The organism is Limnochorda pilosa (assembly GCF_001544015.1).
In the GTDB taxonomy this organism is placed as follows: domain Bacteria; phylum Bacillota; class Limnochordia; order Limnochordales; family Limnochordaceae; genus Limnochorda; species Limnochorda pilosa.
This window is the reverse complement of sequence record NZ_AP014924.1, coordinates 1314044-1328856: the sequence shown is the minus strand read 5'-3', so window position 1 is coordinate 1328856 and position 14813 is coordinate 1314044. Positions and strand designations below refer to the sequence as shown.

The 14813-nt window shown below is 71.8% G+C and carries 10 protein-coding genes; 1 reads left to right on the top strand and 9 read right to left on the bottom strand.

The annotated features are described in order from the left end of the window. Positions 1-8 precede the first annotated feature (8 nt). From ilvN to LIP_RS05785, 4 genes are all read right to left on the bottom strand, one after another. A complete protein-coding gene (gene ilvN, locus LIP_RS05800; protein WP_068135524.1) occupies positions 9-530 on the bottom strand; it encodes an acetolactate synthase small subunit in 522 nt (173 codons plus the stop codon). Beyond that, the gene (gene ilvB, locus LIP_RS05795; protein ID WP_082725926.1) at positions 527-2368 is read right to left on the bottom strand and encodes a biosynthetic-type acetolactate synthase large subunit; all 1842 of its coding nucleotides are present in this window, start codon (positions 2366-2368) and stop codon (positions 527-529) included. The genes ilvN and ilvB overlap by 4 nt, the downstream gene beginning before the upstream one ends. 573 nt (positions 2369-2941) lie before the next feature. After that, positions 2942-4627 (bottom strand): dihydroxy-acid dehydratase, encoded by a 1686-nt coding sequence (gene ilvD / locus LIP_RS05790; RefSeq protein WP_331456631.1) that lies wholly within the window; start codon positions 4625-4627, stop codon positions 2942-2944. A gap of 115 nt (positions 4628-4742) precedes the next feature. Further along, the gene (locus LIP_RS05785; RefSeq protein ID WP_068135521.1) at positions 4743-5165 is read right to left on the bottom strand and encodes an NADPH-dependent FMN reductase family protein; all 423 of its coding nucleotides are present in this window, start codon (positions 5163-5165) and stop codon (positions 4743-4745) included. A gap of 409 nt (positions 5166-5574) precedes the next feature. Between LIP_RS05785 and LIP_RS05780 the strand changes: the two genes are divergently transcribed. Next, positions 5575-5802: a DUF4926 domain-containing protein gene (locus LIP_RS05780; protein WP_068135518.1), complete on the top strand. Its 228-nt coding sequence runs from the start codon at positions 5575-5577 to the stop codon at positions 5800-5802. Between the two features lie 27 nt (positions 5803-5829). Here LIP_RS05780 and LIP_RS05775 read toward each other — a convergent pair whose 3' ends face one another. The 5 genes from LIP_RS05775 to LIP_RS05755 all read right to left on the bottom strand — a co-directional run bounded on the left by LIP_RS05775 (position 5830) and on the right by LIP_RS05755 (position 14797). Then, positions 5830-7323, bottom strand: coding sequence for an ADP-dependent glucokinase/phosphofructokinase (locus LIP_RS05775; protein ID WP_068135515.1), 1494 nt, complete (start codon positions 7321-7323; stop codon positions 5830-5832). A gap of 44 nt (positions 7324-7367) precedes the next feature. Further along, positions 7368-8747 carry an argininosuccinate lyase gene (gene argH, locus LIP_RS05770; protein WP_068135512.1) on the bottom strand — a complete coding sequence of 460 codons (1380 nt, stop codon included), beginning with the start codon at positions 8745-8747 and terminating at the stop codon, positions 7368-7370. 78 nt (positions 8748-8825) lie between these two features. After that, positions 8826-10076: an argininosuccinate synthase gene (locus LIP_RS05765; RefSeq protein WP_068135509.1), complete on the bottom strand. Its 1251-nt coding sequence runs from the start codon at positions 10074-10076 to the stop codon at positions 8826-8828. Between the two features lie 34 nt (positions 10077-10110). Beyond that, complete coding sequence (carB, locus tag LIP_RS05760; RefSeq protein WP_082725925.1) at positions 10111-13506, bottom strand: carbamoyl-phosphate synthase large subunit; 3396 nt, start codon at positions 13504-13506, stop codon at positions 10111-10113. Beyond that, a complete protein-coding gene (locus tag LIP_RS05755) occupies positions 13499-14797 on the bottom strand; it encodes an aspartate aminotransferase family protein (RefSeq protein ID WP_082725924.1) in 1299 nt (432 codons plus the stop codon). The genes carB and LIP_RS05755 overlap by 8 nt, the downstream gene beginning before the upstream one ends. Positions 14798-14813 lie beyond the last annotated feature (16 nt).

The following is a 14813-nucleotide window of genomic DNA, read 5'->3' as shown; positions in this document are numbered from 1 at the left end:
CGGCCGGCTCAGCCGGCCCGCTCCGCCTCGCGAGCGGCCATCAACGGAGCCGTGCGGGCGCCCCGCACCATGGCCACCTTTCCAGTGCGGACCATCTCCTTGATGCCGTAGGGTCGCAGGAGCTGCTCCATGGCGTCCACCTTGCCCTCGTCGCCCGTCACCTCCACCACCACGCTCCGCTCGCTCACGTCCACCACCCGGGCCCGGAAGATGTCCACCACCTGCAGGATCTCCTGGCGGTTGGCGGGCTGGGCCGCCACCTTGATGAGGGCCAGCTCCCGCTCGATCCGGTCGTCCTGGGTGATGTCGCTGATCTTCACCACGTCCACGAGCTTGTGGAGCTGCTTGGTGAGCTGCTCCAGCTCCCGCTCGTCGGCCGGGGTCACCAGGGTGATGCGGGAGAGGGTGGGGTCCTCGCTGGGGGCCACCGAGAGGCTCTCGATGTTGAAGCCCCTCCGGCTGAAGAGCCCCGCCACCCGGGCGAGCACGCCGAAATGGTTCTCCACCAGGATGGAGAGAGTACGCTTCAAACAGGCACCTCCGTTCGCTCCGGGGCGGCCTGCTCTTCCCCGGCCAGCGTGGCTTCGTCCACGCCGATCATCTCGTCGATGGCCCCGCCGGCGGGTACCATGGGCCAGCAGTTCTCCTCGGGGCGCACCCGCACGTCGAGCAGGTAGGGGCCGGGCTCGGCGAAGGCCCGCTCCAGCGCCGCCTCCAGCTCCTGGGGCCGCTCCACCCGAGCCGCCGGCACCCCGTAGGCCTGGGCCAGCAGGACGAAGTCCGGGTTGTCGAAGAGGGCCGAGTGGCTGTAGCGGCCGTCGTAGAAGAGCTCCTGCCACTGGCGGACCATGCCCAGGTAGACGTTGTTCATGATGACGACCTTGATGGGAAGCCCCAGGCTCCGCACCACGGCCATCTCCTGGACGTTCATCTGGATGGAGCCGTCGCCCGTCAGGCAGACCACGGTGGCGTCGGGCCGGGCGACCTGGGCGCCCACCGCGGCCGGAAGCCCGTAGCCCATGGTGCCGAGCCCCCCTGAGTTGATGTAGCTGCGGGGCCGGCGGAAGGGGAAGAACTGGGCCGCCCACATCTGGTGCTGCCCCACGTCGGCGGTGACGACGACCTCCCGGCCCGTGGCCTCCTCGTGGGCCTGGGCCGTCCGGGCCAGGCGGTCCACCAGCTCCTGGGGCAGGATCTCGTCGGGGCGGGGACGGTACCGCAAGCGGTAGCGCTGCTTCCAGCCGGCCACCTGAGCGAGCCACGCCGCCTCGTGCTTGGGCGCCACCAGGGGTAGCAGCGCCTGAAGAACCTCGCGGGCATCGCCCACGATGGGAATGTGCGCCTCCACGTTCTTCCCGATCTCGGCCGGGTCCACGTCGATGTGGACGATACGGGCGCCGGGGGCGAAACGGTCGGTGCGGCCCGTCACCCGGTCGTCGAAGCGGGCGCCCACCGCGATGAGCAGGTCCGAGTGGGTCACCGCGTAGTTGGCGGTGGGGGTGCCGTGCATGCCCAGCATCCCCATCCAGAGCGGGTGGTCCGGCGGGAAGGCGCCCAGCCCCATGAGGGTGCTGGTGGTGGGGATGGAGGCCCGCTCGGCCAGCTCGCGCACCTCGGCGTGGGCCCCGGCCGCGATGACGCCCCCGCCCAGGTAGAGCACGGGCCTCTTGGCCTTTGCGAGGGCCTCGGCGGTGGCCTCGAGCTGCCGGGGGTGGCCCTGGAGCGTGGGCTTGTAGCCCCGCAGCGTCACCCGGCGGGGGTAGCGGAAGCCCGCCACCCGGGCGTTGCTCACGTCCTTGGGGAGGTCTACCAGCACCGGGCCCGGGCGGCCCGTGGCCGCCAGGGTGAAGGCCGCCCGCACGATGCGGGGCAGGTCCTCGGCCCGCTGAACCAGGAAGTTGTGCTTGGTGATGGGCATGGTGATGCCGGTGATGTCCGCCTCCTGGAAGCCGTCCCGGCCGATGAGGGTGGTGGGGACGTTGCCCGTGAAGGCCACCAGGGGAATGGAGTCCATGTGGGCGGTGGCGAGGCCGGTCACCAGGTTGGTGGCGCCCGGGCCGGAGGTGGCCAGGCAGACCCCGGTTCGCCCGGTGGCCCGGGCGTATCCGTCGGCGGCGTGGACGGCGCCGGCCTCGTGGCGCACCAGGACGTGGCGGATCCCGGCACGGTAGATGGCGTCGTAGATCGGGAGCACCGCGCCGCCTGGGTACCCGAAGAGGACCTCGACGCCCTCCGCCTCCAGGCACCGCACCAGGAGCTCGGCGCCCGTGAGGGGCTCCGACCCCCGTGCTTCCGATGCGGGAACCGTCGCCGGCGCCTCCTCGGCCGCTTCGGCTGCGTCCCACGCTCTGGCTGCCGCCGCTTCCATGCCGATCCCTCCCTGAGTGAGGTAACAGAAAACCCCTGACCCGTACCGGGCCAGGGGCGACAATGATCGCGGTACCACCCTGTTCGCCGACGCCTCGCGGCGTTCGGCCTCAAGGCTCAGGGCTCGCCTGCGGGCGGGAGCCGAGAGCCGGCGCGCTAACGGGCGCCATCGGATTCCCGTCGGAGCCTACTGAGCCGTGAGAGGCCGGCCGTTCGGTCCGAGGCTCGGGGGCGAGTTCAGTGGTCCAGGGGGGCCGGCTCGCAGCAACCGCCGGCTCTCTGGGCCCCCTGGGGGCCGCCTACTGCTCCCCGTCATCGCCGTATCCACACGATTCCGTTCGGTATGCGTGGTCCCGTATGCGCCCAGGGACGTTCTCGATCCCGGTGGGCCGCCGAGGTATTGGCTCAAGGATACTCAGCCTCCCGCTCCATGTCAACCCTCTTTGTGCAAATCTCTGCAGTCGGAAGGCCGTTGCACCGGCGATCCGGTACCACTGCCGGATGCCCGAGATGGAAGCCATGCACGCACCGTCAAGCAAGCGAGCCATGACTGGCCATGGCTCCCCCGTCCTGCTCAGCGCAGGATGGCGCCCGTGTGGGCCGACGTCACCTGGCGGGCGTAGCGGGCCAGGTAGCCGTGGCGGATCCGGGGTTCGGGGGGCGTCCAGGCCTGGCGGCGGTGCTCCAGCTCCGCCTCGTCCACCAGGAGCTCCAGGCGGCGACTCGGGATGTCGATGCGGATCCGGTCCCCGGGCTCCACCAGGGCCAGGGGGCCGCCCTCGGCCGCCTCGGGGCTGATGTGCCCCAGGCAGATCCCCCGGGTGCCGCCGGAGAAGCGCCCGTCGGTGATGAGGGCGACGCTCTTCCCCAGCCCCCGCCCCACCAGGGCGGAAGTGGGCGCCAGCATCTCGGGCATGCCGGGGCCGCCCTTGGGGCCCTCGTAGCGGATCACCACCACGTCCCCCGCCTTCACCTCGCCCCGGGCGATGCCCTCGGAGGCCTCCTCCTGGGACTCGTAGAGGACCGCCGGTCCCTCGTGGACCTTGATCTCAGGGTCGACGGCGCCCGTCTTCAGCACCGCCCCCTGGGGTGCCAGGTTGCCGAAGAGGACCGCCAGGCCGCCCTCAGGGCTGTAGGCCCGCTCCAGGGGCCGGATCACCTCAGGGTCGGTCACCTCTGCTTCCTCGGCGATCTGGCCCAGGGTTTTCCCCGAGACGGTGGGCGCGTCCAGGTGGAGGAGGTCCGGGATGCGGGCCAGCTCCTTCAGGATCGCCGGAATGCCGCCCGCCCGGTGCACGTCCTCCATGTGGTGGCTCGAGGCGGGGCTCACCTTGCAGAGGTGGGGGACCCGCCGCGAGAGGGCGTCGAGCCGTTCCAGGGGGTAGTCGACGCCCGCCTCGTGGGCGATGGCCAGCCCGTGGAGGACCGTGTTGGTCGAGCCGCCCATGGCCATGTCCAGGGCGAAGGCGTTGTCGAAGCTCGCCTCGTTGACCAGGCCGCGCGCGGTGACGCCCTCCTCCACCAACTCCAGGATGCGCCGTGCCGCCCGGCGGGCCAGCTCCTCGCGCTCGGGGGTGTCGGCCAGGATCGTGCCGTTGCCGGGCAAGGCCAGGCCCAGCGCCTCGGCCAGGGAGTTCATGGAGTTGGCGGTGAACATGCCCGAGCAGGAGCCGCAGCTCGGGCAGGCGACCCGCTCCAGGGCCAGCAGCTCCTGGTCGCTCACCTGGCCCGTCTGGTGGCCGCCTACCGCCTCGAAGACCGAGATGAGGTCCACCGCCCGGCCGTTCAGGCGGCCTGCCCGCATGGGGCCGCCGCTCACGAAGATGGTGGGGATGTCGAGCCGCATGGCGGCCATCATCATGCCGGGGGTGATCTTGTCGCAGTTGGGGATGCAGATCATGCCGTCGAACCAGTGGGCGGTGACCATGGTCTCCACCGAGTCGGCGATCAGCTCCCGGCTGGGCAGCGAGTAGCGCATGCCCAGGTGGCCCATGGCGATGCCGTCGTCCACGCCGATGGTGTTGAACTCGAAGGGCACGCCGCCCGCCTCCCGGATGGCCTCCTTCACCACCCGGCCGAACGCCTGGAGGTGAACGTGACCCGGGACGATGTCCACGTACGAGTTCACCACCGCGATGAAGGGCTTGTCGAAGTCCTCTTCCCGCACCCCCGTCGCCCGCAGGAGGCTCCGATGCGGGGCCCGATCGACTCCCCGCTTGATCTGGTCGCTCCGGCGACCCGTCTGCACCTGCACCGCCACCCTGCTCGCCCCTTCCTGCCCCCACCCCGCCAGTCGTGCCGGCCGCGCCCGCCGGCACCGATCGTGCGCTGTCCTGACGATCCCGCGGAACGCGATCCGAACCGCGCCTGGACCCCTATCGCGTCTCCAGGAGGTTGCGCAACCGGCTTCCGAACTCCCGGGCCTCGGCGCTGCTCTTGAGGGCGGCGAAGTCCTGAACCCAGGCGCCTTCCTTTTCCAGCAAGGCCATGAGCGCCCGCAGCGTCTTGGTGCTGCCGAACGGCCCCGGGACGATGAACGCCACGGTCTGCTTTCCCTGGAGCCGGCTGCAGCGGGGCACGGTCTCCGCCACCTCGGCCGGTACCTTGCCCCCAAGGAAGCCCCGCGAGGTGGAGCCTACCGCCACTAGCTGGTACTGAGCGGTGGTGATGGGGCCCGCCCCCACCTGATCCATCCGTTTCCGGTCCACCTCGAGTCCGGCGGCCTCCAGACCCGCCGCCACACCTTGCGCCACCGCTTCCAGCCGGCGGTCCGAACCGTAGAGCACCAGCGCCCGCACCGGCCCGATCCCTCCCTGTCGTCTCCTGCCTCGTCTGGTGTGGAATCTGCAGGGTTGCCGGCCGCATGCCCGCCTCGGTACCCTACCGAGACGATCGGCCCCGGCGGCGGGCTGGCCACGTCTTTCGACGCGCTTCCCGCGCCATCCTCCCGCGGCCGTCCGACCAGCCTCCACCGTTTTCCCTTCGGGACAGAAGAGGCCCTTTCCTCGGAGGCTTTTCCGCGCGACTGCCTGGGCCACAGATGGGAAGGATGTGGTGCGGACTGCCTTGGTCCTCTGCTGCGTGTCATGCTAGCGAAGCCGGGTCCATATCGTGCTCTTCGCGAGGTATCGGCATGAAGCTCCCTTGTCGCTCCAAAGCCTACGTTCCTCCAGAGAAGATCCTCGGTTACCCGTGGGAGGGAACCTTATGGGAACCGAAGAGCTGGACACGGTCGTCCTGACGCGTGACCTGCCCGAGTACGGGCTGAAACGCGGGGACGTGGGTGCCATCCTGCACCGATACCAGGGCGGGGATGCCTTCGAGGTGGAGTTCGTCTCGGGAGGGGGCAGGACGGTCGGCGTTGTCACGCTGGGGTCGAAGGACGTCCGCCCGATGAACCCGAACGAGCTCCTTCACGTTCGGGAGCTGGCCTGACGCCCGATCGCGCGCCGGCCGGGCTTGTCAGCTCGGTTGGGGAATCGGTTCCAGGGGCCGCCCTTCCAGCCCAAGGAGCCACCGCTCGGCGATGAGGCTGGTCGAGGAGATGGTGTCGCCCATCCCCACCGTGAGGACGGGCCGGTCCTGGACGTGGGCCGGAACCACCTGCACCAGGAGGTCGTCCAGCCGGAACCCTCCGGGGGCCAGCGGCTGGACCGCCTCCCGGGCGATGATCTCTGCCTCGAAGGCCCGCACGGCCTCCAGGCCCAGGTCCGAGAGCGGCGTGGACGCCTCCCGGGTCACGTCGTCCGGCCCGGCCTCGGTGCCGAAGCGAGCCCGGTGCTGGGTGACCGCGGTCCCGAAGAGCCCGCCCCGCCGCATCGCTTCCAGGCGGCGCCGCGCCCAGGCGGGGTTGCCGGATTCCTGGGTCGAGAGGCGCTCCACCAGGCAGTAGTAGCCCAGGTTGTGCACCTGCACCCGCTGGAACGCGTAGCGCTCCAGGAGGACCCGAGCCCCGCGGTAGAGGAGGTACGGCCGCTCGTCGGACCGGAGCTCCGCGGCCAGGAGCGGCTCGCCCGATCGCTCCAGCACGCCCCGCAGCTCGTTCTCATTGATCCCGAAGCTGCCGGCGGCAGGCCCCAGGGCCGCCAGCAAGGGGATCTCGAGGTTGACGTGCTTCATGAGGACGTACTCCACGTGGACCACAAGGGTGGGGTTGCGCCGCTTCAGGAGCCGGACGTGCCGGATCGAGTCGCTCAGGTACTCGTCGAAGCTCCTCCCGTCGGGCAGGACGGGTGCGGCGTAGTGGTAGCCGGCCAGGAAGGCGACGTCCACGCTGGCGCCCAGTTCATCCAGGTGCGGCTCCAGCTCTGGGGGAAAGGCCATGACCAGACCGCGGGGACGGCTGGCCACGATCACCCGGTTGGAGCGAGGTACCCGGACCTGGCGGCCGTCCAGGTGGAAGACCTGGCCCCGATCGTACTCCAGGATCCAGTTGACCTTGGTGGGGGCCGAGGGGTCCGCGGCCTCCGCGACCGGAAGCCATGCGAGGCGCCCTGCCCGCAGGCTCGGGGCGCGCACCGTCTTTCGCAGGTGGCCTGCCTGGGGCGGCGAGAGGGCAGGGGTCACCAGGAGGCTTTCGAGATCCAGGGCGGCCGCCTGGTTGGCGATGATGCCCGCCTGGCCGCCCACCCGCGCCTCGCCGGCGGCCAGGCGCCCCTCCAGCCAGGCCAGGAGGTCCGGAGCCTCCACCGTCATGTGGTGGGAGCGACCCTGGGAGAGGCGGTTCCAGAGGAGGGCCAGGAGCTGCAACGGCTCGTCGGCTTCAGCCGGCGGGTGCTCGGCCCCCCGCTCCACCCGCTCGGGCGTGGCCTCAGGACGGCTGGCCAGGAGCGCCTGCCAGCACCCGGGGTCCAGGTGGACGACCCGGTCCACGTTGACGTTGAAGCCCGCCAGCACCCGCACCCGCGGCCTCATGCGCCCGGCGGCCGCCAGCTCCGCCTGCCAGAAGTCCCTCACCGCCCAGCCCTCCCGCCGCTGCCCGCCGGCGGGTGAAGGGCGGGCTAGCCGCGCTGCTCCAGCCGCCTCCGTGCCCGGGCGAGCGCTTCCTCCACCTGAGCGTACCCGGTTCCGCCCCAACTCTTTCGGGCATCCACGGCCCGCTGGGGTTCCGTCAGGGGGAGGAGCTCCACCCCGAGCCTCGGGTGAAAGCGAACCAGCTCTTCCCCGGTCAAGTCGCTCAGCCGGCAGCCGCGCTCGCGGGCGTAGGCCACCAGGGCGCCCACGGCGTGGTGCGCCTCCCGGAAGGGAACGCCCCGGCGCACCAGGGCGTCGGCCAGCTCGGTGGCCGTCAGGTAGCCGTCTTCGGCGGCCCGGCGCATGCGCTCCTCGTCCACCCGCAGGGCCGGCACCAGGGCTGCCAGCACCCGCAGGGTGGCGTGGAGGGTGTCCGCGGTGTCGAAGAGGGGCTCCTTGTCCTCCTGCAGGTCCTTGTTGTAGGCCAGGGGCAGCCCCTTGAGCGTCACCAGCAGCCCCACCAGGTGCCCCACCACCCGGCCCGTCTTGCCCCGCACCAGCTCGGGCACGTCGGGGTTCTTCTTCTGGGGCATGATGCTGGACCCCGTGGCGAAGCGGTCCGGGAGCTCCACGAAGCCGAACTCCTGGCTGCTCCAGAGCACCAGCTCCTCCGCCAGGCGCGAGACATGGACCATGAGGAGGCTGGCCGCGGCCAGGAACTCCACCGCGTGGTCCCGGTCCGAGACGGCGTCCAGGCTGTTGGCGCACACCCCGGCGAAGCCCAGCTCGGTTGCGACCCCCTGGGGGTCCACAGGGTACGGCACCCCCGCCAGGGCGCCAGCCCCCAGGGGCGAGAGGTTCATGCGCCGGCGGGCGTCCCGGAAGCGCTCCCGGTCCCTCTCCAGCATCTCCACGTAGGCCAGCAGGTGGTGGGCCAGCAGCACGGGTTGGGCCCGCTGGAGGTGGGTGTACCCCGGCATCACCGCCCGCGGGTGGGCCTCGGCCAGGTCCAGGAAGGCGGCCTGGAGCCCCAGGAGCTCTTCGTCCAGGAGCTCCATCTCCTCCCGCAGCCAGAGCCGGAGGTCCAGCGCCACCTGGTCGTTTCGGCTGCGGGCGGTGTGGAGCCGCTTCCCGGCGTCGCCCACCAGCTCCACCAACCGCCGCTCCACGGCCATGTGGACGTCCTCGTCGTCGGGCCGGGCCTCGAAGCGGCCCTCCGCGAACTCGGCTTCCACCCGGTCCAGGCCCTCCAGGAGGACCTCGACCTCGTCCTGGGCGAGAATGCCCTGCCGGGCCAGCATCCGCACGTGCGCGCGGCTCCCCTGGACGTCCTGGCGGAAGAGACGCTGGTCGAAGGGAAAGGAGTTCTGGAAGGCGGCCACCGTCTCATCCAGCGGCTCGCGGAAACGTCCGGACCTGGCCTGCATCGTCTCATCCCCTCTCCGGGCGCGCCCCCCGGCCGCCCCCGACGGCCTCGGGAGCGGCTGAGGGCGCTCCGAACCGGACTAGACCGCCGTGGAAGCCCTGGCTCCCTCCTGCACCCGGCGCCGGGCGGCGATCTCCACGGGCAGGCCGAAGAGGCGGATGAAGCCCGCCGCGTCGTCCTGGCGGTAGACCGAGTCTTCCTCGAAGGTGACGAACTCGGCGTCATAGAGGGCGTGGGGCGAGCGGCGGCCCTTCACCTGCACGCTTCCTTTGAAGAGGCGCAGCCGCACCTCGCCCGTGACCCGCTCCTGGGTGCTGGCCACGAAGGCGTCCAGCGCCTGCCGGAGTGGCGTGTACCAGAGCCCGTCGTAGACCAGCTCCGCGTAGCGCTGGGCCAGGACCGCCTTCATGTGTGCGGTGGCCCGGTCGAGGACCAGCGTCTCCAGCGCCCGGTGGGCCGCCATCCAGACGGTGCCGCCCGGCGTCTCGTAGACGCCCCGGGACTTCATCCCCACGAGGCGGTTCTCCACCAGGTCCACCCGCCCGACCCCGTGCTTGCCGGCCAGGGCGTTCAGCTCCTGAAGGAAGGCCAGGAGCTCCACCCGGCGACCGTTGAGGGCGACGGGCACGCCCGCGTGGAAGGCGATCTCCACCTCTTCCGGCCGGTCCGGCGCGGTCTCGGGCGCCGCGGTGCGGCGGAACATGGAAGGATCGGGCCCGTTCCAGGGATCCTCCAGCACACCGCCCTCGTAGCTGGTGTGCCACAGGTTCTCGTCGATGCTGTAGGGCTTCTCCGCGGTGGCCGTCACCGGCACGCCGTGGGCCTGGGCGTAGCGGATCTCGTCGCTGCGGGAGCGCAGCTCCCACTCGCGCCAGGGGGCGATCACCTTCAGGTCCGGCCGGAGGGCCTTGTAGGTCAGCTCGAAGCGGACCTGGTCGTTCCCCTTCCCCGTGGCCCCGTGGGCCAGGGCGTCGGCGCCCTCGCGCTCCGCGATCTGCACCTGGCGGGTGGCGATCAGGGGCCGGGCCATGGAGGTGCCCAGCAGGTACCCCTCCTCGTAGACCGCGCCCGCCTGCACCGCCGGCAGGATGTAGTCGTGGACGAAGGCCTCCCTCAGGTCCTCCACGTAGACCCGCTCGGCCCCGCTGGCCAGGGCCTTGGCCCGCACCTCCCCCAGGTCCTCCTCCTGGCCCACGTCGGCCACCATCGCCACCACCTGGCAGCCGTAGCGTTCCTTCAGCCAGGGGATGATCACCGAGGTGTCCAGGCCCCCCGAGTAGGCCAGCACCACCTTCTTCACGCCACCCGTCGCCTTTCCATCCAACGCCATCGCCTACCGCCTCCGTTCCTCGCATGAACCTCGATCAACCGTCCAGCGCCTGGCCGGCCGCGGGCCGCACCAGGGGGATCCACCGGCTTGCTGCTCGGGTGCCCGGGGGCTCCGTGACCGCCCGGCCACGGCGGGCCCCACCCCGCCTCCGTGCCGCCTGAGCCGCCTCCACGTAGAAGTCCAGCGGCTCCACTTCCACCGGGCCCCCGTTGCCTGCGGCCCGTAGGGCGGCGGCAAGGGTGTCCAGGGAGGTGAAGCAGGGCACCCCGAACTCCACCGCCAGCCGCCGCAGTTGGAAGCCCCAGCGGAGAGGCTGGCGAGCCTGGGTGGGCGTGTTCACCACCAGCCGCACCTCGCCTGCGCGCACCCGCTCGAGCGGGTCCAGGTGGCCCTCACCGGTGCGGGGCACCACGTCCACCTCCAGCCCCGCCTCGCGCAGCACCGCGGCCGTCCCGGGCGTGGCGCAGAGCTCGAACCCAAGCTCAGCCAGGCGCCGGGCCAAGGGGACGATCTCGGGCTTGTCGCGGTCGGCGATGGAGAGGAGCGCCCGCCCCCGGCCGCCCTGGGGCAGGGGCGCCGGAAGCCCCATGCCGCACGCGGCCAGCGCCTTGGCCAGGGCCCGCTCCGGATCCCGGTCGAGGCCCATCACCTCGCCGGTGGACTTCATCTCGGGTCCCAGGGAGGTCTCCACCGCCTGCATCTTCTCGAAGGAGAAGACGGGGCTTTTCACCGCGGTGTAGCCGCCCGGCCCGCCCGCGGTGCGGGGGGCCGGCAGGAGACCGCCGGCGTACCCCAGCTCCGCCAGGCTCTTTCCGAGCATCACCTGGGTGGCCAGCCGCACCATGGGCACGCCGGTGACCTTGCTGAGGAAGGGCACCGTCCGGCTGGCCCGGGGGTTGGCCTCCAGGCAGTAGAAACGGTCCTGGTAGAGGACGAACTGGATGTTGAAGATGCCCCGCACGCCCACCGCCAGCGCCAGGCGCCGGGCGATGCCGGCCAGCTCCTGCTGCTGCTCGGGGCTCAGGCTTCGGGGCGGAAAGAAGGCGCTGGAGTCGCCCGAGTGCACGCCGGCCCGCTCCACGTGCTCCATGATCCCGGGGATGAGCACCTGCTCCCCATCGGCGATCAGGTCCACCTCCACCTCCCGGCCCGGGAGGTAGCGGTCCACCAGCACCGGGTGGCGGTGGGAGACCTCCACCGCCGACTGGAGGTACTCGAAGAGCTCCTGCTCGTGGGTGACGATCTCCATGGCCCGGCCGCCCAGGACGTAGGAGGGGCGTACCAGCAGGGGGAAGCCCAGCTTCAGGGCGTACCCCATCGCCTCCTGCACCGAGGTGGCGGTGACCCCTTCGGGCTGGGGGATGCCCAGGCGCCGGCAGAGGTCCGCGAACCGCTCCCGGTCCTCGCAGACGTCGATGGCCTCGGGGCTCGTGCCCAGGATGGGCACCCCGGCCTCGTGGAGGGGAGCCGCCAGGTTGATGGCCGTCTGTCCCCCGAACTGGGCCACCACCCCGGCGGGTCGCTCGACCTCCACCACGCGGAGTACGTCCTCCAGGGTGAGGGGCTCGAAATAGAGGGCGTCGGAGGTGTCAAAGTCGGTGCTCACCGTCTCCGGGTTGCTGTTGACCATCACCGCCCGGTAGCCGGCCTCCTGCAGGGCCCACGCCGAGTGGACGCACGCGTAGTCGAACTCGATGCCCTGCCCGATGCGGATGGGACCGGATCCCAGCACCAGCACCGCGGGGCGGTCGCCCGGGCGGCTCTCGTCCTCCTGATCGTAGGTGGAGTAATAGTAGGGGGTGCTCGCCTCGAACTCGGCCGCGCACGTGTCGACGATCTTGTAGACGGGCCGCACCCCGAGGCGCCGGCGGAGCTCCCGCACCGAGCTCTCGGGCACGTCCCAGAGCCGGGCCAGCTCCGAGTCGGCTAGCCCTAAGGCCTTCAGCCGCTGCAGCTCCCCGGCCGCCACGGGTGGCGCGCCCTCCGCCCCCCGGGCCGAGGGCGCAAGCCGCGCCGCCTGGCCGTACGCGTCCACGATCCGCGCCATCCCGTCCAGGAAGAAGCGGTCCACCTTCGACAGCTCCGAGACCCGCTCCACGCTCCACCCGCGCCGCAGGGCTTCGGCCAGGAGGAAGAGGCGCTGGTCGTCGGGCTGCTCCAGCCGCCGGGCCAGGGCCGCCTCGGGGAGCCGCTCGAGCCCCGGCGCCAGGAGTCCGTCGGGCCCCTGGTCCAGGGAGCGGATCGCCTTCATCAGGGCCTCCTCGTAGGTGCGGCCGATGGCCATCACCTCGCCCGTCGCCTTCATCTGGGTGCCCAGGGAGCGGTCCGCCGCGCCGAAGGTATCGAAGGGCCAGCGGGGCAGCTTCATCACCACGTAGTCCAACGCCGGCTCGAAGCAGGCGGTGGTCTTGCCCGTCACCGCGTTCGCGATCTCGGGAAGGGTGAGCCCCACCGCGATCTTGGCGGCCACCCGGGCGATGGGGTAGCCGGTGGCCTTGGAGGCCAGGGCGCTCGAGCGGCTCACCCGGGGATTCACCTCGATGACGTAGTAGTCGAGCGAGGTGGGCGAGAGCGCGAACTGGATGTTGCAGCCACCCTCCACCCCCAGGGCCCGGATGATCCGCAGGGAGGCGGACCGGAGCATCTGGTACTCCCGGTCCGAAAGGGTCTGGCTGGGCGCGATGACGGCCGAGTCGCCCGTGTGGACGCCGATGGGGTCCAGGTTCTCCATGTTGCAGACGGCGATGCAGGTGTCGGCCTTGTCCCGCATCACCTCGTACTCGATCTCCTTCCAGCCGGCCACGCTCCGCTCCACCAGCACCTGGCCGATGGGCGAGCGCTTCAGCCCTCGGGCCAGGACCTCCCGGGCGGCTCGCTCGTCCCGGACCATGCCCCCGCCCGTGCCGCCCAAGGTGAAGGCCGGGCGGATGATGACCGGGTAGCCCGCCTCCGCCGCGAAGGCGAGGCCCTCGGCCACCGAGCCCACCGTTCGGCTCTCGATCACCGGCTCTCCGATGGCCTCCATGGCGTTCTTGAAGAGCTGGCGGTCCTCGGCCTTCTCGATGGTGGCCAAGGGCGTCCCCAGCAGGCGCACGCCGTACCGATCCAGTACCCCGGCCCGGGCCAGCTCCACCGCCAGGTTGAGACCGGTCTGGCCCCCCAGGGTGGGCAGCAGGCCGTCGGGCCGCTCCCGGGCGATGATGCGCTCCAGGTAGGGGAGGGTGAGCGGCTGGAAGTAGATCCGGTCGGCCATGTCCGGGTCGGTCATGATGGTGGCCGGGTTGGAGTTGACCAGCACCACCTCCACCCCTTCCTCCCGGAGGCTCCGGCAGGCCTGGGTACCGGCGTAGTCGAACTCGGCCGCCTGCCCGATGACGATGGGGCCCGAGCCGATCACCAGCACCCGGCGCACGCTCGGGTCCTTAGGCACGAGGCGTCCGCTCCTTCAGCGGCGTCGAACCTTCCGTGGGGCCGGCGGCGGGCCCGGCTCCCGGCGGGGCACCGTCCCTGGCAGGCGGCTCCGCCGCCACCGCCCGCAGGGCGGCCTCGAGCTTGGCGAAGCCCTCCTCCAGCTCCTGCTGGGTGGTAGTGTAGGGAGGCAGGAGCCGCAGGGTGTGGGGGCCCGTGGCGTTCACCAGGAGCCCCTCGCCTTCCGCGGCCCGGACGACCGCCTCGGCCGGCACGGCCACGTCGGCGCCGATCATGAGCCCCACCTGGCGGATGGCGGTGATGGGGAGGCCGGCCGCCTTCAGCTCCTGAAGCCGCCGCCCGAAGGCGGCCCCCAGCCGGGCCACGATCCCGTCCTCGCCCAGGTACCCCTCGCTCTCCAGCAGGTCCAGCACCGCCAGGGCCAGCTCGCAGGCCACCGGGTTCCCCCCGAAGGTGGAGGCGTGGCTTCCGGGCTGGAAGGCTTGGGCCACCGCCTCCCGGGCACAGGTGGCCCCCAGGGGCAACCCGCCGCCCAGCGCCTTGGCCAGGGTGCAGATGTCGGGCTGAATGCCCACCCGCTGGTAGGCGGCGAAGGGGCCCGTGCGCCCCATGCCAGACTGGACCTCGTCCACGATCAAGAGCGCGCCCCAGCGGTCGCAGAGCCGGCGCACCTCCCGCAGGTACTCCGGGTCCAGGGGGTGGACGCCCGCCTCGCCCTGCACCACCTCCAGCATCACGGCGGCCGTCTGGGGCCCGATTCCCCGCCGGAGCGCCAGGAGCGCGCCCGGCTCGTCGGAGCGGGGGATGCGGTGGAAGCCCCGGGGCAGCGGCCCGAAACCCTGCTGGTAGGCGGGCTTGTCGGTGGCGGCCAGGGTGGCCAGGGTGCGGCCGTGGAAGGCGTGGCTCACGGCGAGGATCTCCACCCGGCCGCTCTTCCCCTGCTGCGCGAAGTACCGCCGTGCGAGCTTGATGGCCGCCTCGTTGGCCTCCGCGCCCGAGTTCGCGAAGAAGACCCGGTCGAGCCCCGTCAGCCGGCTGAGCCGCCCCGCCAGCTCCTGCTGGGGCTCGGTGAGGTAGAGGTTCGACACGTGGAGGAACCTCTCCGCGGCACGCCCCAGCGCCTCCAGCACCCGGGGATGCCGGTGCCCCAGCGCGTTGACCGCGATGCCGGCCACCCAGTCCAGGTAGCGGCGGCCCGACGCGTCCTCCACGTAGCTTCCCTGGCCGCGCACCAGGGTGAGGTGCCGCCGGTACGTGGGCATCAGGTGACGATCCGGAGCTTCCGAAGCCATCCCTCGCGCCTCCTCG